This is a genomic window from Acidovorax sp. A1169, from assembly GCF_030704685.1.
GTDB lineage: Bacteria > Pseudomonadota > Gammaproteobacteria > Burkholderiales > Burkholderiaceae_C > Acidovorax.
The window spans coordinates 13,146-31,873 of the sequence record NZ_JAUZDX010000021.1; the positions used below are offsets into that span (position 1 = coordinate 13,146).

Here is an 18,728-nt window from a genome sequence, read left to right on the forward strand (position 1 = left end):
TCTTCATGCACGCAGGCTCACGCCACGGCGTGCGCCGTTGGGCTTGGGGTGATGTGGCGGGTTGCCGGAGGCTGTGGCAGCGTCACGCAGGGGCGGTGCGCTGGCGTGCGGCCATGAAGCGCCCGGCCTGCTCCAGCGACTCCAGGGCCTCATCGAGCGCCGGCGCAAACAGCTGCCAGCAGTGCACCATGCCGTCCCACACCGTGCATTCCACCTCCACGCCCGCCGCCTTCAGGCGCGCGGCCATGGTCACGGCGTCGTCCCGCAGCCGCTCCCGGCCACCTACCTGCAGTTGCACCGGTGGCAGGCCCTGCAGCTCGGCGCTGTAGAACGGCGTGACGGTGGGTGCGCGCACATCGCCACCAGGCACATACATGGCATTGAAAAATCCCATGAGCTCGCGGGTGATGAATGGGTCATCTACCGTGCGGTGGGACTCGCCCTCGGATGCCAGGTCCAGCGCCGGCGACAAGGCCACGATGGCCGCCGGCAGGGGCAGCCCCTGGTTGCGGGCGCGCACGGCGGTGGACAGGGCCAGGTTGCCGCCTGCGGAGTCGCCTGCCAGCGCAATGGCCGACGCGGCGTAGCCATTGGCCAGCGCCCAATGGTAGGCCGCCAGTGCATCGTCGTGCGCAGCGGGTGACGGGTGTTCCGGCGCCAGCCGGTAGTCCACGTTGAGCACGTGCGACCCGCTGAACTGCGCCAGGTACGAGCACAGCGCTCGGTGCGAGGCCAGCGAGCCAAACACGAAGCCGCCCGCGTGGTAGTAGATGATGAGCTTGCGCGTGTCGGCCTGTGGTGTGCCCAGCAGCTCTGCCGCCATGCTGCCGCCAGCTGCATCGGGGATGCGCAGGCTCTGGATGGGCAGCCCCTGCGCCAAGGGCATCTGCGAGTTGCTGGCGTCAAACCAGGCGCGCAGCTGCTCGGGGCTGGCCTGCGGCGGCGGTGGGTTCTGTGCGGCCATCTGCAGGATGGCCTCCAGCTGTTGTACGGACATGGGCAATCCCTCGCTCAGATATAGGTCGAGGCCAGCCCGCCATCCACGGGCAGGTTGATGCCGCTCACCCAGCGCGCCGCGTCGCTGCACAGGAAGGCGATCACGGGCGCCACCTCGTCGCTGAAGGCCGGGCGCTTCATGCGGTGCGCGTCTTTCTCCACACGCTCCTGTCCCAGCATCTGCACGAAATCACCCAGGATGGGGGTGAACACCGGGCCCGGGGCCACGCAGTTCATGCGCACGCCGCGCTCCATGAAGATCTTTTGCGACTGGGTGGCGCTCCAGACGATCAGCGCCTCCTTGAAATACTGGTAGCAGGTCTCCTGGGTCACGGGGTGGCTGGCGAGCCACTGTGCTCCTTCCTCGAAGCTGGTGGTGGCGCCCAGAGCGCGGTGCAGTTCCAGCCGTGCGGGCCACTCAGCGCCCAGGATGGATGCGATGTGGACGATGGAGCTGCCGACAGGCATGCGCTCGAGCACGCGCTGCGTGAAGTGGCGCAGCCCCAGGTAGTTCACCCGGGCCACCAGTTCGGCGGGCGCGGTGCCGGGCACACCGGCAATATTGGCCAGCGCGTCCACCTGCGCGGGCAGTTGCGCCACGGCGGCGTCGACGGCTGCGGGGTCGCCCAGGTCCACCTGGATGAAGCCGTCCAGGGTGAGCGTGGGGGCGTTGCGGTCCACGCCGATCACGCGGGCGCCCTGCTGGCGCGCCAGCTTGGCGAAGTCGGCGCCAATGCCCGAGCAGCAGCCCGTGACGACGATGGTCTTGTTGTGCAATGTCATGAATTTGTCTCCTGTGGATGTTTTTTGTGAAAAGCAATTGCCGTCTTGTTGGTCAGAAAGGGAAGGCCGGCGGTGCGTCCTTGACGGTGATCCACTGCCACTGCGTGTACTCATCCATGTCGGCCGGACCGCCCACGCTGCCGCCGTTGCCGCCCAGGCCGGGGCCGCCGAAGGGGTTGGTGCAGTCGTCGTTCACGGTCTGGTCGTTGATGTGGACCATGCCCGCGCGCAGGCGCTGGCCGATGGCCATGGCGCGGCCCACGCTGGGGCTGATGACCGCGGCAGACAAGCCCCCCTGGCTGGTGTTGGCCAGGGCCACGGCCTCGTCATCGGTGCGGAAGGTGACGAGGTTGGCCACCGGACCAAACGGTTCTTCGTCGAACGAGCGGATGCCGGGCTTGACGCCCGAGAGCACCGTGGGCTGGTAGCACAGCCCATGGTAGGTGCCGCCCGCTTCAAGCCTGGCGCCCTGCTGGATGCTGTCGTGGATCACCCGGTCAAAGCGTTCGAGCTGCTTCGCATCGATCATCGGCCCCAGGGCCACCTGGCCGCTGGCGCCGTCGCCCACGGGCAGGTGCGTGGCCTTGCCCACCAGGCGCTGCAGGATGGCGTCGGCAATCGACTCGTGCACCAGGATGCGGTTGGCAGCCATGCAGATCTGGCCCTGGTGGAACCATGCGCCAAAGGCTGCTGCGCTGGCCGCCGCGTCGGGGTCTGCGTCTTCCAGAATGATGAGGTTGTTGGCGCCGCCCAGCTCCAGCGACACCTTCTTGAGGTGCTGCCCCGCCAGCGCGCCAATGCAGCGGCCCACGGCGGGCGAGCCGGTGAAGGCGATCATGGGCACGCGCTCGTCCACCACCAGCGCCTCGCCGGCCGCCGCGTCGCCCGGCAGCACCTGCAGCAGGCCGGCGGGCAGCCCGGCCTCTTCGAACACCCGGGCCATGATGAAGCCACCGCTCACGGGGGTGCGCGTGTCCGGCTTGAGCACCACGGCATTGCCCAGCGCCAGGGCCGGCGCCACCGAGCGCAGGCCCAGGATGAGCGGAAAGTTGAATGGCGAAATCACACCCACCACGCCGTGTGGCACGCGCCGTGCAATCGACAGGCGGCCCGGGGTGCTGGGCAGCACCTGGCCCTGGGCCTGCATGGGCAGGCCGGCGGCCAGCTGGCACAGGGTGATGGCCTCGCGCACCTCGTGCTGGCCCTTGGCCAGGATGCCCCCGGTTTCGCGGGCAATGGCCAGCGCCAGCTCGTCAAAGTGCTGCTGGAACACGGCGGCCGCCCGGTGAAACACCGCTGCGCGCTCGCGCGGGCCCTGCGCGGCCCAGGCCGGCTGGGCCCGGTGTGCCAGGCCGATGGCGGCCTGCATGTCCTGTGCATCGGCAATGCCCACGCGGCCGAGCACCTGGCCCGTGGCCGGCTCCAGCACGTCGCGCACTTCCTTGAGCGCCGTGGCCCATGTGCCGTCGAAGGCCTTGCCCGCCCACAGGCGGTTGTCCAGCAGGCCTGGTTTTTCTGAAACACCCATTGCATTGCTCCTTGGTTGAAAGAATCGGCGCGCACTGCGGCGGCGACTGCACAGGGATTTGCAATGGGCGTACCAGCCCTGTGGGCAAGGCGGCCGAAAGCAGCCTCTGGCACCTGCTTTTTGAGAGGCGAGGCTACGGACTTTCCCTAGGCCATCAAGCGGCCGGAGTGGACGACTTTTTGCGCAAAAATAGTTAATATCAATAAGCAGTTTGAGCGATGGAAATTGCTCAAATGATCACTTTTCGATCACTTCCTGGTAACCACCATGCCCAGACGCCGTGTCTCCCTGGCCGACCTGAACCGCAGCACCGCCACCGGCCAGGCCGCAGGATTGCCGGGGCCTGGGCTGCCGGGTGCGCTCGGCGGGTTTGACACCGTGGGCGTGAGCCAGCACGCCCATCCCACGGTGGCGGACATCAGCGAATGCCTGTTCTTCTCGCCGGGAGATGGCCGCATCTGGCTGCAGGACCAGCGCATGATCCTGTTGCACTCCGAGGCCCTGGGCTCGCTGCGGCGCGAGCTGATCGACAGCATTGGCCTGGACAAGGCGCGCGGCCTGCTCACCCGCGCCGGCTACGTCGGTGGCGCGCGCGATGCGCGCATGGTGCGCCAGCAGTGGCCCGACGCCGATCCCCCGGCCGCCGCCATGGCAGGTACGCGCCTGCACGCGCTGGAGGGCGTGGTGCAGGTCGAGGTGGTGCATGCGCGCTACGATGCCGAGACCGGTGACTACGAAGGCGAGTTCATCTGGCACAACTCCAGCGAGGACGACGAGCACATCGCTGCCTATGGCGTGGGGGGCTCTCCGGCCTGCTGGATGCAGGTGGGCTATGCCACGGGCTATGTGAGCACGCTGTTTGGCCGCATGATCGTGTTCCGCGAGGTGGAGTGCCGCTCCTCGGGTTCGGCGCACTGCCGCGTCATCGGCAAGTCGGCAGAGCGCTGGGACGACCCCGGACAGGACCTGTTCTACCTGAACGCGCAGGACTTCGTGGGCACCCCGCCCGCTGCGGCCCGGGCGCCATCGCGCAAGGGCACCCTGGGGGCTTCGCCGGGTTCGGTGGCCTTGGCAGGGGCTCCTGACGCCGATGGCGCCACCATGGTGGGCGCCTCATCGGCCTTCAATGCCGCCTGCCACATGCTGCAGCGCGTGGCGCCCACGGCTGCCACCGTGCTGTTCACCGGCGAGTCCGGCGTGGGCAAGGAGATGTTTGCCAGCATGCTGCACCGCATCAGCCCGCGCCAGGCCCATCCCCTGGTGGCGCTGAACTGCGCTGCGATCCCCGAGACACTGGTCGAGTCCGAACTGTTTGGTGTGGAGCGCGGCGCCTACACCGGCGCGGGGGCATCGCGGCCCGGGCGGTTCGAGCGCGCCCACGGCGGTACCCTGTTCCTGGACGAGATCGCCACCCTCAGCCTGGTGGCCCAGGGCAAGCTGCTGCGGGCCCTGCAGGAAGGCGAGATCGAGCGGGTGGGCGGAACGCGCACCATCACGGTGGACGTGCGCGTGGTGGCCGCCACCAATGTGGACCTGCGCCAGGCCGTGCGCGAGGGCACTTTTCGCGAAGACCTGTACTACCGGCTCAACGTCTTTCCCATCCACCTGCCGCCGCTGCGCGACCGGCGCGATGACATCCCGCTCTTGATGAGCCACTTTCTCGCGCACTACCAGCGCAAGCACCGGCGCCAGGGTCCGGGCTTCAGCCAGGCGGCCGTGAAGGCCATGTTCAACTACCCTTTCCCGGGCAACATCCGCGAGTTGCAGAATCTCATCGAGCGCAGCGTGATCCTCGTCAACGATGGCGAACCCATCGCGCCCCACCACCTGTTCAGCAGTGGCGAGCAGCCCGGCACCGGCGTGATGTCCCTGCAGTTGGGCGCCGACAGCACCGCAACCCTGCACATGCCCTGGGCGGGGGGCAACGCCCCGGCAACCCAGGCCGCTGCAGCGGCCATGGCCGGGGTGGCCCCGCTGCACCAGGCCGAGGCCCAACTGCTGCGCCAGGCACTGCACAGCGCCGCTGGCAACGTGGCCTCTGCCGCCCGCCTGCTGGGCATCAGCCGCGCCACGCTGGCCTACCGCTTGCGCAAATTCGGCATTCCTTCTGGTCGACCCTGAGGGATCAGGCGTAGGTATCGAGCTGGCTGCCCAGGCTGGTGGAGGCCTGGGTTTCGGTTTTTGCGCGCTGCTCGCGTGCGGTCTGGGCTGCCACCTCGGCCTTCTGGGCCTGTGCGGCCTGCTGTTCTTGCTGGCGCGCACGCTGGATGGCAGCGATCTGCGCCTGCACCATCTGGATCTGGGCCTGCAGCAGCTTGACCTTCTCCTTCTTGGCCTTGCTGGCATTGGCGTCCATGTCGGGCGTGGCCAGGTTCCTGAGCTCTTCGGTCAGGGACTGCAGCTGCTTTTGCAGCTTGGCGATCTCGCCGCCGCCGCCGCCGCTGGAAGAAGGCACCTTGCCGGCAGACGATGAGGAGGAGACTTGCATTCTCCCTTATCGGCCAGTCAGCACGGAACTTTAGTGCGGCGTGGGGTTCTTCAGCACCTTCGGTGCGACTGGGGGAGCCGGGCCATCCTGCGCCACCCACAGCACCTTGTCCACCGCCACCCCCAGCGACTGGGCCTTTACCAGCAACTGCTCGCGCACGCCGGGCGGCAGCGTCTTGGTGCGCGACAAGATCCAGAAGTAGCCGCGGTTCGAGCCGACCACCATGGACCACTGGTAGTCCGGGTCCAGAGCCACCACGTTGTAGCCGCCGTAGAAGGGACCGAAGAACGAAACCTTGAGGGCGCCCTTGTCAGACTCGCCGGCAAAGCGGGCCTTGCCCTCGGCCTCTTTCCAGCGGTCCCGACCGGGGTCGAAACCGCGGTTGATCACCTTGATGGTGCCGTCGGGGTTGGGAACGTAGTTGGCCGTGGTCTGCTGCAGGCCGCGCTCGAACGAATGGTCCAGCCGGGCCACCTCGTACCACTGGCCTGCGTAGCGCTGCGCGTCGAAGCCCGCCACCGGCTCAATACCGGCGGGAGGGTGCGTGGAGCAGGCCGTGAAGAACAGCACCGCCCCCAGTGCCAGCACGCCAATGGTGTTGGGCAGGAAGCGGCGGCCGGAAGAGAGCGCCGCACCGGTGCGGGCAGCGGTGGCGGCGTGCTGTGGATGTTGTGCTGGAGTGTCTCGCATGGCTCGCAGTTCAATCGTGTCAGTCATGGTGTTGTCCCTGGCTGAGGGGTTCGTCGCAGTCCTTTGCATGGGCCGGCCATTGGGGCGGGCGCTGCCTGTTCTGCGGCGGTGTGGTCAATGTAGTGAGGTTGCTAGCCGCCGCGTGTAGGCGCCCGCTGGCATCCCCTGTCGGCGGCAAGGGGGCTGCGCGGCCATGCTGCGCAGCGCCCCCTGGTCACCGCCGCGCATCACACCATGGGGCGGCGCCGTTGCAGGTGGGTGGGCTGGAAGTCCGCCTGCGTTATTGCCACAAAAGTCACGGTTTGGCGGCAGGAGTGGGGCGGCCGTACTGCCCGCGCAATCCCCGCGCCTGCTGGCACAGAAATTGAAGGCTCCCTGGGGGAAGGGCACTGCAGGGTAGAGTGGCACCAACCCTGTGCCGCCTGGCGCGCCCAGTTCTGTTCCCCCGCTTGCACGAGGTCCTTCGCATGACGACAACATCTACCGCCCCCGGCACAGCGCCTACAGCCCCTGCCAAGGATTCGCCCCCCGTGGTCGATCACTTGCGGTTTCTGCGCAAGCATGAGCATCTGTCCCCGGCCTTCGGCAACGACGGCTTCGCGCGCAACGCCGAAGCCTTTGCCCGCGTGTTCGGTACCCCCAAATTCCTGGCCGCGCAGACCGCGTTTGTCGCAGTATGGATCATCGCCAACATGACGGGCGTGGCCCAATTCGATGCCTACCCCTTCATCTTGCTCAATCTGGCGTTCAGCCTGCAGGCGGCCTACGCAGCGCCCCTGATATTGCTGGCGCAGACGCGCCAGGCCGAGCGCGACAAGGCGCTTGCCGATGCCGATGCCCAGCACCGCGAAGACCTGGCACGGGCCACCGAGCAGCGCCAGGCGATCGCCACCCAGAACACCGCCCAGTTGCTCGACCTGCTTGAGCAGAACACGCGCCTGACCGAGATGACCCGCAAGCTCAGCGAACGCATCGAGGCCTTGACGGTGGAGATGCACCACCGCATGCACTACATGCCCGCCGTGGCCCGCACCCAGCAGCAGGCCGACCAGCCGGGCACCCAGCAGTCTGGCGGGCCCGGCAGCAGCTATGGCGGCAGCGGTGAGGGCGGTGCGCGCCAAGGGTGATGGACCACGCCATGTTCGCTCGCTACCCGCTTCCTGCCACCGATGGCGCCACAGCCCCCGACACGGCTCGCGACCTGCAACTGCTGCAGACCCACTCCGAGCCCGGGCGGCCTCTCACGCTGCTGTACGTGGGGCCGGAGCGCACGCTGATCGTGCCGGTGGACGCCGCAGGCGCTGCCCCGAATGGTGCCGCGATCACCCTGGCCCTGGGCACCCACCGGACCGCCCGGGCCTTTTTCCGGCGCGACGTGCCCACCCCGCTGGAGCTGGAGAATGCCATCGCCAGCGTCGAAGACGAGGTCTACCTGGCCCACCGGCTGTACGCTGCGCAGGGCAATCCGTCGGGTATGGCCTGGTGGTCCACCGACGCGCATCTGGTGGCTCTGGCTGAGCTGGCCGGCGTGCCGCGTGCACCCGCCATGCTGCTCACGCTGGAGGCCATGGAGCGCCTGTTCCAGCGCTTGGCCGCCGTCTCCGAAGGCCGGCCGGCTGCCAGCGAGGGCCTGCCCGAGAGCGTTGAGTTCGCCACCACCTTGCTGCTGCTGCGCGAGCTGATGCACCACATGCCGTTTGCCGAACTGCATCTGGTGGGGCTGCAATCAACCGTCTAGCCCCCGGGCGTAGACCGCGAATTCATGGACCGGTTCGAACCCAAGGGCCTGGGCCAGCTCATACGACGCCCGATTGCCCCGAAAGCAGTCCCACCCCGGCTCCAGCTCGCGCCGCAGGCACTCATCGATGAAGGCCGTGGCCACCGCCCTGGCCAGGCCCCGCCGCCGGTAACCGTCCAAGGTGCCGATGTCGACGTCGTGCCGCGCCCCCTTCACGAACACCGAGTAGCACAGGCTGGCCACCCGCCCTTCATGGAGCACGCAAAAGCCGATGCCCTCGCGTTCGAACTGCGCGTTGGAGGCCCACATGCCCGCCGCGAAGGGGTAGGGGCCCTCGGCCAACAGCCGCAGCAACGCGGCATCCATGGGCACCAGGCGGTGGCCTGGCGGCAAGGCATGCTTGGTGTGCTGCGCCGCAAAGCGGCTACGGTCGAACGAAAAGCCCACGCGCGGCAGCTTTTGCACGGCGGGCGCCTGGCACGAGTCGAGCACCGGCTCCCAGCCGGCGTGGCTCGGGTAAAGGATGAAGAAGTCCTGGCCGGTAGGCCCCTGCAACCAGTCCAGGCAGGCCGCAGCAAACCGCGCGTCGGGTAGGGCACCCGCCAGCACGCAAAAGCCGTTGTCGTAGACAAAGGCGGCGCGCAGGTCCCCGTCTTTCGGGACAAAGATGCGGCCCCGGGTGTGGCCCGACAGCACGGCGCCCATGATCTCGGTGCCCACGTGGGGCCCTTCGAGCAGCGGCGTCAGCGTGCAGAAGTCTTTCGCATTCAGTTCATGCATGGGGCCGATTGTGCCAACGCTCAGCCCCTGATTTCAGCCAGCCCCTGTGCCCGCCACCCCCGCGGCGATTGCCCAAAGCGCTCCTTGAACGCCCGGCTGAAATGCGCCGCGTCGTTGAAGCCCCAGCCGAACGCGATTTCCGCCACCGAGGTCTTCGTGCGGCGTGCATCCAGCAGCTCGCGGCTCGCGCCATCCAGGCGCTGGCCCCAGAGGTAGTGCGAGGGTGACTGCGGCTCGGCCTTGAACAGGCGGTGCAGGTGGCCGCTGGACATGCCCAGGTCGGTGGCCACGGATTCGATGGTCAGCGCCGGGTCGCGCAGCCGGCTGTCGATATGCCGCTTGATGCGCGCCACATGGTAGGCACCCATGGTCGAGGGCTCGGCCCGGCTGCAGGCGGGCAGCGACTGCAGGCCGGCTACCAGCACGCTGATGACGCCGCTGGCCACGGCAGCGGCCGAGGCGGCGGGCAGGGTGTCCACCTCTCCGCGCAAGGCGGTGACCATGCTGGCCATCAGGTGCCCAGCCCCGCTGCGGCCCGAGACGGTGGTTGCTGTCAACTGCTCGGTGCCCGCCACCAGCGCGCGCAACTGCTCGCCGCGCAGCTTGAGCACGATCTCCTCGAAGTCCTCGCTGAACTGCAGGGTGTAGGGCCGCGTGCTGTCGTACAGCGCAAAGTCGCCGGGCGCCACGGCCGCGTCGCGCCCGTCCTGGGAGATGACGCCGTGGCCCTTGGTCTGCAGGCTCACGATGAAGCAGTCGTCCGTGGCGCGTGAGATGAAGCTCGGCGTGCGCACCACGCGCTGTGCGCAGGAGCGCACCACCGACAGGTCCAGCCCCGGCAGGTGGTGGCTCTGGATGGAGCCGCCGAAGCGGTCGCCACGCGGCGCATCGCATTCGAGCTGCACGTAGGTGGTGCAGATCATGTCGGTCCAGTAGGCCAGCCGGTCGCGCGGGGCAATGGGGTCGGTACTCAAGAGTTGGCTCATGGCGGGGTCTCAAGCGGGCATGGGGAGGAAGGGAGCGGAAGCACCCATCATCCTCCGGGCGCGCCCATTCTTCAAGCAAGGCCTATGCCGGTTAACCCCAGGTGGCGAGTCTGGATCAAGCCTGGGGAGACTTTCAGTCAAGTCGCCGTCCGCGTGGCTTTGCGGCAAGAGCCGCGAGACCCACAGGCAAGACGGCGCGCGGCTTCGGCCCGAGCATTCAGGTACCGCAGCAGGCACTGCCCGCGCGGCCCAACCCCTCACCTTGACCTACAGGACCCGCCCCATGCCCGCCACCCTCCACCCCAAGCTGCGCGTTGCCGCCGTCCAGGCTGCGCCCGTGTTCCTCGACCTCGATGCCACCATCGACAAGACCATTGCGCTGATGAAGGAGGCGGCCAAGCAGGGCGCGCAGCTCGTGGCCTTCCCGGAGACCTGGATCCCCGGCTACCCCTGGTGGATCTGGCTCAACTCGCCCGCCATGGGCATGCAGTACGTGCAGCGCTACAACGACAACTCGCTGGTGGTCGGCTTGGCCGAGTTCCAGCGCCTGGCGCAGGCCGCGCGCGACATCGGCATCTGGATGTCCACCGGCTACAGCGAGCGCGCGGGCGGCAGCCTCTACATCGCCCAGGCCCTGTTTGACGACCAGGGCCGCGTGGTCAAGACGCGGCGCAAGCTCAAGCCCACGCATGTGGAGCGCACCGTGTTCGGCGAAGGCGACGGCAGCGACCTGGCGGTCATGCCGACCGCCATCGGCAACGTCGGCATGCTCGCCTGCTGGGAGCACCTGCAGCCCTTGAGCAAGTACGCCATGTACGCGCAGAACGAGCAGATCCACATCGGCGCCTGGCCCAGCTTCTCTTTGTACCGGGGTGCGGCCAACGCCCTGGGTGCCGAGGTCAACAATGCCGCAAGCCAGATCTATGCGGTCGAAGGCGGCTGCTTCGTCGTCGCGCCGTGTGCCACCGTGTCGAAAGAGATGCACGCCATGCTCTGCACCGACGATCTGCAGCGCCAATTGTTGCTCGAAGGCGGCGGTTTTGCGCGCATCTACGGCCCTGACGGCGTATCGCTGGGCACACCGCTGGGCGAGAAGGAAGAAGGCCTGGTGATTGCCGATATCGACCTGGGCACGATCTCCCTGGCCAAGACCGCCGCCGACCCTGCCGGCCACTATGCGCGGCCCGACGTCACGCGGCTGCTGCTCAACCAGACGCCGGGCGACCGTGTGGTCTCGCAACTGCCTGCCGGCATGGTGTCCGCCGCCAACGAAGCCAGCGCAGAGCCCGCGATCGTCGCCCTGGCCGAGTAAGCCCGCCCGCACCGAGGAGCCGCGCCATGGAATCCGCCATCCCCACCCACCTGCAATGCCCGCGCCTGCGCCACCGCCGCGTGCCCGACGACTACGTGCCGCCATACCCCGCAACGGTCGCGCGCTACCGCGCGGAAGTCACGCGCGTGGTCATGGGCTACTTTGGCATCCAGCACCGGGCCGACGCACCGGCGCCGGCATTGGCCACCCGGGCGCTGCACTGCATCGCCGAGGCCTTTGCCGGGGCCAACGGCCCGGGCCACTGGGACCGCGCGCAGTGCGTGGACCAGGCGGGCTACCTCAACACCATCACCATCGGCTACTGGGACGACCCGGCCGCCTACGCGGCCTGGTTTGCCGAGCACGGCGGGCGCTGGGCATCCGGCGCGTTTTCCGACCCCGGGCTGGGCTTGTTCACCGAGGTGCTGCAGCCTGCGGCGGACCGCTTCGAGACGCTGTTTTCGGGCGATGTGATCGAGGGTGTGGCCGGCGTTGCCAGCGGCCTGGGCGAACCCATCCAGGAGCATGCCTACTGGGGCGGCATGCGCGACCGCCTGGCCCTGTCGCAGACCAGTGGCATGGAGCCCGCCGGTGCGCCGAAGATCGTCACCGAGGGACTGCACCAGCGCGTGCTGCCGCACGAGAACCTGTGCCTCATCCGCTCCGGCCAGGACTGGACCGGCACCCAGGGCGACGAGCGGCGCATGTACACCGAGGAGGTCGAGCCCGTGCTGCGCGCCGGTATGGATTTTCTGCAGGACCAGGGGCTCCAGGTGGATTGCTATGCCAACCGCTACATGAGCGTGGTGGACGCGGCGGGCAAGCCCATGGACAAGAGCTTCGGCATGGGCTGGTGGCGCAGTCTCGCGTCATTGGAGCGCTGGGCCGAGTCGCACCCCACGCACGTGGCCATCTTCGGCGCGGCCATGAAGTACCTGGGCACCATGGGCTCGGCGGCGCAGCTCAAGCTGTACCACGAGGTCACGGTGGCCACGGCGGCAGAGCAGTATTTCGAATACTTCAACTGCCACCCGCGCACGGGCATGCTGGGGGCTGTCACTGCGGCTTGAGAAAGGTCTCGGCCAGCCGTACCCAGTAGGCGCCCCCCACCACGATGTTGCCATCATGGAAGTCGTACCCCGGGTGGTGCACCATGCAGCCGCCGGGGGCATTGCCGTTGCCGATCTGCAGGTAGGAGCCCGGCACCTTCTCCAGCATGAAGGCAAAGTCCTCGCTGGCCGGCAGGGCCGCTGCCTGCAGGGTCACGCGCTCCGGGCCCACCAGGTCCAGCGCCACCTGGCGCGCCAGGGCGGTCTCTGCGGGGGTGTTTACCAGCACGGCGTAGCCGGGCCGCCAGTCGAGGTGGGCCACCACGCCGTAGCCCGTGGCGGTGGCGTCCACCAGTGCGCGGATGCGCTGCTCCAGCAGCGTGCGCACGCCGCTGTCCATGGCGCGCACGCTGATCTCCAGCACCGCGCTGGCCGGGATCACGTTGTTGGCCTGGCCGGCGTGCAGAGCGCCCACCGTGACCACGGCCATCTGCTGCGGGTCCACATTGCGCGAGACGATGGTCTGCAGCCCCATCACCAGGCTGGCTGCTGCCACCACGGGGTCGATGGCCGCGTGCGGCATGGCGCCGTGGCCGCCCACGCCTTCCAGGGTGATGGTGGCGTAGTCGCTCGACGCCATGGCCGGCCCCTCGCGCAGCAGCAGGTGGCCCTGTTCTACACCGGGCATGTTGTGCATGGCAAACACGGCATCGCAGGGGTAGCGCTCGAACAGGCCGTCGGCCATCATGCGCAGCGCGCCGCCGCCGCCTTCTTCGGCGGGCTGGAAGATCAGGTTCAGCGTGCCGCTGAACTGGCCGTGCTCGGCCAGGTACCAGGCCGCCGCCATCAGCATGGCGGTGTGGCCGTCGTGCCCGCAGGCGTGCATCACGCCCGGGTGGGCGCTGCTCCAGGCGGCGCCCGTGGCCTCGGTGATGGGCAGGGCGTCCATGTCGGCGCGCAGGCCCAGGCGCGGGCCGGGGCCGCGCACCAGCTTGCCAACCACACCGGTGCCGCCGATGCCGCGCTCCACCGCATAGCCCCAGCGCTCCAGCCGCTCGGCGACCAGCTCTGCCGTGCGCTGCTCCTCGAACGCCAACTCCGGGTGGCGGTGGATGTCGCGGCGCAGGGCGATGAACTCGCTGGCGCGCTCCTGCAGGGTGTCGAACAATGCGCTATGCAACATCTTCATCATCATTGCGGCTGCAGGTTGATGGAGCGGGCGATCTGGCGGTAGCGGGCCGTTTCGCTCTCGAAGAAGGCGGTGGACTCTGCCAGCGTCATCGCGGGCGATGCCACCATGGACTGCGCTGCGAGCTGGGTGTGCACGGTCGGGTCCTTGAGCGCGCGGCCAATGGCCTGGTGCAGGCGCTGCACCACGGGCTCGGGCGTCTTCTTGGGCACCATGAAGCCGGTCCAGATCTTGTACGAGAAGTTGGGCAGGGCCTTGCCCTCGCCCACCGTGGGAATGTTCTTGAGCATCTCCGAGCGCTGTGCGCCCAGTTGGCCGATGATCTTCAGCCGCCCCTGGTCCGCCATGGCGCCCATCGCCGAGCTGTAGACCAGCACCGCAAAGTCGAGCTGGCCGCCCCCAAGGTCCTGCAGCAGCGGCGCATTGCCCTTGTAGGGGATGTGCTGCATGGTGGTGTGCGTGGTCTGCTGCACCTTCTCCAGGATCAGGTGGTACAGCGAGCCTATGCCCACGCTGCCGTAGCTCAGCGGGTCCTTGCCCGGCGTGCGCGCCAGCGCTATCAGCTCGTCCACGCTGTTCACGCCCAGGTCCTTGCGCGTCACGAAGACCATGGCCGCGTCGGACACCGGGTGCACCAGGCGAAAGTCCTCCGTGCGCAGCTTCACCGCGGCATTGGCCAGCGGCGCCAGAATGGCCTCGTTGGGCGAGCCCTGAAAGATGTAGTACCCGTCGGCCGGCGCGGCCAGCACCTTCTGCGCGGCCATGGCGCCGGCGGCGCCACCCAGGTTCTCCACGATCACCTGCTGGCCCAGCTCGCGGGTCATGGGGGTGTTGAGAATGCGGGCCATCGCGTCGGACGGGCCGCCCGCAGGGTAGGGCACCATCAGGCTCACCGGCTTGGCGGGGTAGGCATTGGGTGCCTGGGCCAGCGCGGCCAGGGGGCTGGCGCCGAGCACCAGGCCTGTGAGCCCGGTCAGTGTGGCGAGCAGGCGTTTCATCGCAATCGTTGTGTGGTTCATTTCGATCCCTTGCGGAAAAATTGGTAAGCGGCCATGCAGCCATGGCTTGCGTTTCTTCGACACCCTCTGGCCTCGCCACGCGGCTCTTTGGGGGCGCGCTTTACAGGTCAGTCGGGCCATCTTAGGATTGGCCTATCTGCGCGTCCAATGCATTGCAAAGTGGGTTAGCATGAGTTGAAGTTATTCGACTATCACGCACCAGAAAGGGGCAAATTGCGATGACTTTGGTGCAGCTTCGGCACTTCATCTCGCTGGCGCAGACCGGCTCGTTCAGCAAGTCGGCCGAGGCCATGCACCTCACGCAGCCCGCGCTCAGCCGCAGCATCCGCGCCATCGAGGACGAACTGGGCCTGCCGCTGTTCGACCGCATCGGCCGGCGCAGCGAGCTCACGCCCTTTGGCCGTCAGGTGCTGCAGCGCGCGCAGCACTTGGTGGACGATGCCGCCGAGCTGCGTGCCCTGGGCCAGTGCATGCAGCAGGGTGAGGGCGGCGCCATTCGCATCGGCCTGGGCTCGGGCCCAGGCGCGTTGCTGATGACGCCGCTGCTCATGCAGGTGGCCACTCGCCATCCGCAGCTCACGCTGGAAATCTCGCGCGGCAGCACCGACCGCCTGGTGCAGGCCCTGCGCGACCGCCAGCTCGATGCCCTGGTGATCGACGCCCGCTCGTTGCAGCCTGCCACCGACCTGCGCACCGAGCTGGTCTGCGAGCTGCGTGGCTCCTTCATGTGCCGGCGGGGCCACCCGCTGCTGCGCAAGCGCGGCGGCGTGCGCTTCGAGATGCTCAAGGACTACCCCATCGCTGCTACCCCGCTCAGCGACGAGGTGGCACGCCGGCTGATGGAAAGCTACGGCCCCGGGGCCCACCCCGCATCGTGCGTGACCCTGCGCTGCGAGGAGATACCCAGCCTGGTCGAGGTGGTGCGCAAGAGCGACGCCATTTTGCTGGCTGTGCGCGCCGCCGCGCCCGACCTGGTGGAGCTGCCCATGGTGCCCGAGCAGAGCGCCACCGCGCTGTTTGGCCTGGTCACGCTGGCTGGCCGTACCGAAGCACCGGCCATGCCCATCGTGCGTACGCTGGTTGAAGAGCTGCTGCGCGATTGAGCTGCAGCGCGCTGGCCTGCTATCCGCCCAGCATGCGCAAAGCCAGTCCGGCCAACGCACAGCCGGCCAGCAAGGGCAGCACCCCCAGCTTGAAGCGGAACAGCGCCACCCCCGCCAGCAGCGTGATGGCGACTGACGCGACGTCTACCCCTCCCGCGAAGCCCCGCGGCCACCACACGTGGTACGCGAAGAATAGTGCCAGGTTCAGGATCACGCCAACCACGGCCGCCGTGATGGCCGTGAGCGGCGCGGTGAAGCGCAACTGGTTGTGCGTGGTCTCTATCAGCGGCCCGCCCGCCAGGATGAACACGAACGATGGCAGAAAGGTGAAGAAGGTCACCACCGACGCTGCCAGCGCGCCGGACCAGAAGGCCGCATCGGGCCCGAGCACGTTGTGCAGCCAGCCGCCGAGAAAGCCCACGAAAGCCACCACCATGATCAGCGGGCCCGGCGTGGTCTCGCCCAGCGCCAGGCCATCGATCATCTGCCCGGCATCGAGCCACTGGTAGTGCTCCACCGCACCCTGGTACACGTAGGGCAGCACGGCATAGGCCCCGCCAAAGGTCAGCAGCGCCGCCTTGGTGAAGAACCAGCCCATCTGCGTGAGCGTGCCCTCCCAGCCCACCAGCGCCACCAGCACCCCCATGGCCGCCAGCCACAGGCCGCCGCCCACGGCCAGCACCTGGGCCAGGCGCTTGCGGCTGAACAGCGCGTGGGCCGGTGTGGGGGTGTCGTCGTCGATCAGCGCGGGCCCATAGCCCCGCTGGGCGCTGCCGTGGCCGCCGGCCGTGAACAGCTGCGGCCAGCGCTGCCCGGCCACATGCCCGGCGAGCGCGGCCGCGAGCACGATGGCCGGGAAGGGCACGCTGAACGCCATGATGGCCACGAAGGCCGCCGCTGCGATGCCCCAGAGCCAGCGGTTCTTAAGCGCGCGTGTGCCGATGCGGTGCGCCGCATGCAGTACCAGCGCCGTCACCGCGGGCTTGATGCCGTAGAAGATGCCTTCCACCACGGGCAGGTGCCCGTACGCGATGTACACCCACGACAGCAGCACCAGCAGCACCAGCGAGGGCAGCACGAACAGCCCGCCCGCCACCAGAGCGCCGCGTGTGCGGTGCATCAGCCAGCCGATGTAGGTGGCCAGCTGCTGCGCCTCGGGGCCGGGCAGCACCATGCAGTAGTTGAGCGCATGCAGAAAGCGCTTTTCGCTGATCCAGCGGCGCCGCTCCACCAGCTCGGTGTGCATGATCGCGATCTGCCCTGCCGGCCCGCCAAAGCTGATGCAGCCGAGCTTGAGCCAGAACCACAGGCCCTGGGCGAAACTCACGTCGGCGGGGCGGGCATCGGCGGCGGCGCCGCCGCCCTTGTCGGCCATCGTGGCCACGTTGTTCGTGTCGGTCATTTCATTCACATCAGTCATGCTGGCACACCTTCGGGCGCCCAGCGGTGGTTTTCCTGCGGCCCTGCCACCCCCTGGCGGCGCCAGGCGTAGAGCGCGTCGTACACGGGCATGGCCGCCGCGAGCATGCCCAGGTCGTCGCCGGCATGCAGCTGCGAGAGGCCGAGCGATACTGCCAGCAGGCCCGCCGCCTGCGGCGCCAGTGGCAACTGGTCGGTGTCGGCGCCGCGCACGATGAGGGCCAGCGCGGCGAGTGCCGGGTCGGCCTGCAGGTCGAAGGCTGCGAGCAGCGCATCGAAGCTGCACAGCGCGCCTTCGTGCGTGATGGGCGCGCCAGGGATGTCATAGGCCACGGCGCCCAGCCGCTGCGCCTCGGGCAGCACCTGGGCCGCTTCCACATAGAAGAACTCCGCTCGCGGGTCGATGAAGCGGCGCACCAGCCAGGGGCAGGCAATGCGGTCGATCTTGGGCCGTGCGCGCGTGATCCAGCGCGATGCAGCCGTGCCATCCACGCCCAGGTCGGGCCGCTTGCGCAGCCCCAGGGGCCGCATGGCGCGCCAGCGGGCCAGGTCCTCGGGCGTGTCGACGCCGGGCTCGCCCCCCTCGAACCCTCCCGCCAGGAAGCGGGCATTCCAGCCCGCCTGCCGCAGCACGCCCGCTGCCTCCTGGCTCACGGCGTGGCCATACACGCAGTACACGACGGCCTCGCAGGGCGGGGCGCTGGCGGCCAGGGCGGCGATGTCTTCGGGTGTGCAGTGCCGCGCGGTGGCCAGCAGGTGCGTGCTCTGCGCAAAGCGGGACTGCCGGCGCACATCCAGGATGAGAGGGGCCCCGGGCGTGCCGATGCGGGCAGCGAGGTCCTGGGGAGGAACGGAAAGGGGAAGGGCGTTGCCCATAGAGGTGTCCACGGATGACTCCAGCAAAGAGTGATCAGCGCTTGGATGGGACACCATCTATCCGTGAGGATTCGGGAGGCTGGGTTCCCGATGGGCAAATCTTAGCAGGAGTTGGTGGCGCGGCTTGTGTGGCTTCCTTCTCGCATGCGCCCGCGCATGCACGCTGCGGCGTTTATGTAGTATGCGAGCGGCGCAGGTGGGCGGTGGCTAAGATATCGCTCCCTTTGCCGACCCAGCCTACCGGTTCAACCATGCCAGCACCGTTGCGTATCGAACAAGCCACTCTCGCCGACGTGCCCGCCGTCGTCACCCTGTTGCAGGACGTGGCCCAGTGGCTCGCCAATGCTGGCCGCCCTCTGTGGGGTGCCGAAGAAGTGGGGCACGAGCGCGTGCTGCGCCAGATCAGTGCGGGGGCCTACTTCATGGTGCTTGCCGGCGAAGCCGACGGGGCGCAGCTGGCTGGCGTGATGCGCTTTGAGCTCGATGATCCGCACTACTGGCCGGAGATAGCGCCGGGTACCTCGGCCTTCGTGCACAAGCTTGCGGTGCGCCGGGCCTGGGCGGGGCAGGGCGTATCCACTGCACTGCTCGACTTCGCGCGCGAGCGGGCTCGGGCACTACAGCTTTCGCATTTGCGGCTGGACTGCGTGGCGGACCGCAAGGCGTTGCGCACGATCTATGAGCGCTTCGGGTTCGTGCTGCACAGCGAGGTGCCCAAGGGGAACTGGGCGTTGGCGCGGTATGAGCTGGCGGTGGCCTCCTGACCGGACTC

Annotated in this window: 18 protein-coding genes; 7 read left to right on the forward strand and 11 right to left on the reverse strand. The window is 68.5% G+C overall.

Annotated elements, in window-relative coordinates:
- Nucleotides 1-82: 82 nt before the first annotated feature.
- Genes QYL93_RS25735 through QYL93_RS25745 form a run of 3 tightly spaced genes read right to left on the reverse strand, consistent with a single transcriptional unit; the run spans nt 83 to nt 3,307 of the window.
- Nucleotides 83-997 (reverse strand): alpha/beta hydrolase, encoded by a 915-nt coding sequence (locus tag QYL93_RS25735; protein WP_305746336.1) that lies wholly within the window; start codon nt 995-997, stop codon nt 83-85.
- A 14-nt stretch (nt 998-1,011) separates the two neighbouring features.
- On the reverse strand, nt 1,012-1,779 hold the full coding sequence (locus QYL93_RS25740) for a coniferyl-alcohol dehydrogenase (protein WP_305746337.1): 768 nt from the start codon (nt 1,777-1,779) through the stop codon (nt 1,012-1,014).
- Nucleotides 1,780-1,831: 52 nt separating this feature from the next.
- Nucleotides 1,832-3,307 (reverse strand): benzaldehyde dehydrogenase, encoded by a 1,476-nt coding sequence (locus tag QYL93_RS25745; RefSeq protein ID WP_305746338.1) that lies wholly within the window; start codon nt 3,305-3,307, stop codon nt 1,832-1,834.
- 267 nt (nt 3,308-3,574) lie between these two features.
- Here QYL93_RS25745 and QYL93_RS25750 point away from each other — a divergent pair, with 267 nt between their 5' ends.
- Nucleotides 3,575-5,428, forward strand: a complete 1,854-nt coding sequence (locus QYL93_RS25750; protein WP_305746339.1) for a sigma-54-dependent Fis family transcriptional regulator — start codon at nt 3,575-3,577, stop codon at nt 5,426-5,428.
- 4 nt (nt 5,429-5,432) lie between these two features.
- Here QYL93_RS25750 and QYL93_RS25755 read toward each other — a convergent pair whose 3' ends face one another.
- Nucleotides 5,433-5,795, reverse strand: a complete 363-nt coding sequence (locus QYL93_RS25755; RefSeq protein WP_305746340.1) for a FlxA-like family protein — start codon at nt 5,793-5,795, stop codon at nt 5,433-5,435.
- 30 nt (nt 5,796-5,825) lie between these two features.
- Nucleotides 5,826-6,512: a lipocalin family protein gene (locus tag QYL93_RS25760; protein WP_305746341.1), complete on the reverse strand. Its 687-nt coding sequence runs from the start codon at nt 6,510-6,512 to the stop codon at nt 5,826-5,828.
- A 440-nt stretch (nt 6,513-6,952) separates the two neighbouring features.
- Between QYL93_RS25760 and QYL93_RS25765 the strand changes: the two genes are divergently transcribed.
- Nucleotides 6,953-7,612: a DUF1003 domain-containing protein gene (locus tag QYL93_RS25765; protein ID WP_305746342.1), complete on the forward strand. Its 660-nt coding sequence runs from the start codon at nt 6,953-6,955 to the stop codon at nt 7,610-7,612.
- 11 nt (nt 7,613-7,623) lie between these two features.
- Nucleotides 7,624-8,223 (forward strand): hypothetical protein, encoded by a 600-nt coding sequence (locus QYL93_RS25770; protein WP_305746343.1) that lies wholly within the window; start codon nt 7,624-7,626, stop codon nt 8,221-8,223.
- On the opposite strand, the gene QYL93_RS25775 is transcribed toward QYL93_RS25770, so the two are convergent.
- Nucleotides 8,212-9,003 carry a GNAT family N-acetyltransferase gene (locus QYL93_RS25775; RefSeq protein WP_305746344.1) on the reverse strand — a complete coding sequence of 264 codons (792 nt, stop codon included), beginning with the start codon at nt 9,001-9,003 and terminating at the stop codon, nt 8,212-8,214. The genes QYL93_RS25770 and QYL93_RS25775 overlap by 12 nt on opposite strands.
- Nucleotides 9,004-9,023: 20 nt before the next feature.
- Nucleotides 9,024-9,989, reverse strand: a complete 966-nt coding sequence (locus QYL93_RS25780) for a helix-turn-helix domain-containing protein (RefSeq protein WP_305746345.1) — start codon at nt 9,987-9,989, stop codon at nt 9,024-9,026.
- A 283-nt stretch (nt 9,990-10,272) separates the two neighbouring features.
- Here QYL93_RS25780 and QYL93_RS25785 point away from each other — a divergent pair, with 283 nt between their 5' ends.
- Both QYL93_RS25785 and QYL93_RS25790 read left to right on the forward strand, forming a co-directional pair.
- Complete coding sequence (locus tag QYL93_RS25785) at nt 10,273-11,301, forward strand: carbon-nitrogen hydrolase family protein (protein ID WP_305746346.1); 1,029 nt, start codon at nt 10,273-10,275, stop codon at nt 11,299-11,301.
- A 26-nt stretch (nt 11,302-11,327) separates the two neighbouring features.
- Nucleotides 11,328-12,371, forward strand: coding sequence for a phenylacetaldoxime dehydratase family protein (locus QYL93_RS25790; RefSeq protein ID WP_305746347.1), 1,044 nt, complete (start codon nt 11,328-11,330; stop codon nt 12,369-12,371).
- Here QYL93_RS25790 and QYL93_RS25795 read toward each other — a convergent pair.
- On the reverse strand, nt 12,358-13,542 hold the full coding sequence (locus QYL93_RS25795; RefSeq protein ID WP_305746348.1) for a M20 aminoacylase family protein: 1,185 nt from the start codon (nt 13,540-13,542) through the stop codon (nt 12,358-12,360). The genes QYL93_RS25790 and QYL93_RS25795 overlap by 14 nt on opposite strands.
- Nucleotides 13,542-14,537 (reverse strand): tripartite tricarboxylate transporter substrate binding protein, encoded by a 996-nt coding sequence (locus QYL93_RS25800; protein ID WP_305746349.1) that lies wholly within the window; start codon nt 14,535-14,537, stop codon nt 13,542-13,544. The genes QYL93_RS25795 and QYL93_RS25800 overlap by 1 nt, the downstream gene beginning before the upstream one ends.
- Before the next feature lie 239 nt (nt 14,538-14,776).
- Between QYL93_RS25800 and QYL93_RS25805 the strand changes: the two genes are divergently transcribed.
- On the forward strand, nt 14,777-15,661 hold the full coding sequence (locus QYL93_RS25805; protein WP_305746350.1) for a LysR family transcriptional regulator: 885 nt from the start codon (nt 14,777-14,779) through the stop codon (nt 15,659-15,661).
- 19 nt (nt 15,662-15,680) lie between these two features.
- Here QYL93_RS25805 and chrA read toward each other — a convergent pair whose 3' ends face one another.
- A complete protein-coding gene (gene chrA, locus QYL93_RS25810; RefSeq protein ID WP_370877040.1) occupies nt 15,681-17,063 on the reverse strand; it encodes a chromate efflux transporter in 1,383 nt (460 codons plus the stop codon).
- Nucleotides 17,064-17,077: 14 nt separating this feature from the next.
- Complete coding sequence (locus QYL93_RS25815; protein WP_305746351.1) at nt 17,078-17,968, reverse strand: chromate resistance protein ChrB domain-containing protein; 891 nt, start codon at nt 17,966-17,968, stop codon at nt 17,078-17,080.
- 239 nt (nt 17,969-18,207) lie between these two features.
- Between QYL93_RS25815 and QYL93_RS25820 the strand changes: the two genes are divergently transcribed.
- Nucleotides 18,208-18,720, forward strand: coding sequence for a GNAT family N-acetyltransferase (locus QYL93_RS25820; RefSeq protein ID WP_305746352.1), 513 nt, complete (start codon nt 18,208-18,210; stop codon nt 18,718-18,720).
- The last annotated feature ends 8 nt before the right edge of the window (nt 18,721-18,728 follow it).

What these genes read in the sequence shown, in the direction of transcription:
- QYL93_RS25765 (WP_305746342.1), top strand. Translation starts at nt 6,953, where the DNA reads ATGACGACAACATCTACCGCCCCCGGCACAGCGCCTACAGCCCCTGCC.
- QYL93_RS25800 (WP_305746349.1), bottom strand. Translation starts at nt 14,537, where the DNA reads ATGAAACGCCTGCTCGCCACACTGACCGGGCTCACAGGCCTGGTGCTC.
- QYL93_RS25770 (WP_305746343.1), top strand. Translation starts at nt 7,624, where the DNA reads ATGTTCGCTCGCTACCCGCTTCCTGCCACCGATGGCGCCACAGCCCCC.
- chrA (WP_370877040.1), bottom strand. Translation starts at nt 17,063, where the DNA reads ATGACCGACACGAACAACGTGGCCACGATGGCCGACAAGGGCGGCGGC.
- QYL93_RS25795 (WP_305746348.1), bottom strand. Translation starts at nt 13,542, where the DNA reads ATGATGAAGATGTTGCATAGCGCATTGTTCGACACCCTGCAGGAGCGC.
- QYL93_RS25755 (WP_305746340.1), bottom strand. Translation starts at nt 5,795, where the DNA reads ATGCAAGTCTCCTCCTCATCGTCTGCCGGCAAGGTGCCTTCTTCCAGC.
- QYL93_RS25745 (WP_305746338.1), bottom strand. Translation starts at nt 3,307, where the DNA reads ATGGGTGTTTCAGAAAAACCAGGCCTGCTGGACAACCGCCTGTGGGCG.
- QYL93_RS25735 (WP_305746336.1), bottom strand. Translation starts at nt 997, where the DNA reads ATGTCCGTACAACAGCTGGAGGCCATCCTGCAGATGGCCGCACAGAAC.
- QYL93_RS25790 (WP_305746347.1), top strand. Translation starts at nt 11,328, where the DNA reads ATGGAATCCGCCATCCCCACCCACCTGCAATGCCCGCGCCTGCGCCAC.
- QYL93_RS25820 (WP_305746352.1), top strand. Translation starts at nt 18,208, where the DNA reads ATGCCAGCACCGTTGCGTATCGAACAAGCCACTCTCGCCGACGTGCCC.
- QYL93_RS25805 (WP_305746350.1), top strand. Translation starts at nt 14,777, where the DNA reads ATGACTTTGGTGCAGCTTCGGCACTTCATCTCGCTGGCGCAGACCGGC.
- QYL93_RS25760 (WP_305746341.1), bottom strand. Translation starts at nt 6,512, where the DNA reads ATGACTGACACGATTGAACTGCGAGCCATGCGAGACACTCCAGCACAA.
- QYL93_RS25750 (WP_305746339.1), top strand. Translation starts at nt 3,575, where the DNA reads ATGCCCAGACGCCGTGTCTCCCTGGCCGACCTGAACCGCAGCACCGCC.
- QYL93_RS25775 (WP_305746344.1), bottom strand. Translation starts at nt 9,003, where the DNA reads ATGCATGAACTGAATGCGAAAGACTTCTGCACGCTGACGCCGCTGCTC.
- QYL93_RS25785 (WP_305746346.1), top strand. Translation starts at nt 10,273, where the DNA reads ATGCCCGCCACCCTCCACCCCAAGCTGCGCGTTGCCGCCGTCCAGGCT.
- QYL93_RS25780 (WP_305746345.1), bottom strand. Translation starts at nt 9,989, where the DNA reads ATGAGCCAACTCTTGAGTACCGACCCCATTGCCCCGCGCGACCGGCTG.
- QYL93_RS25740 (WP_305746337.1), bottom strand. Translation starts at nt 1,779, where the DNA reads ATGACATTGCACAACAAGACCATCGTCGTCACGGGCTGCTGCTCGGGC.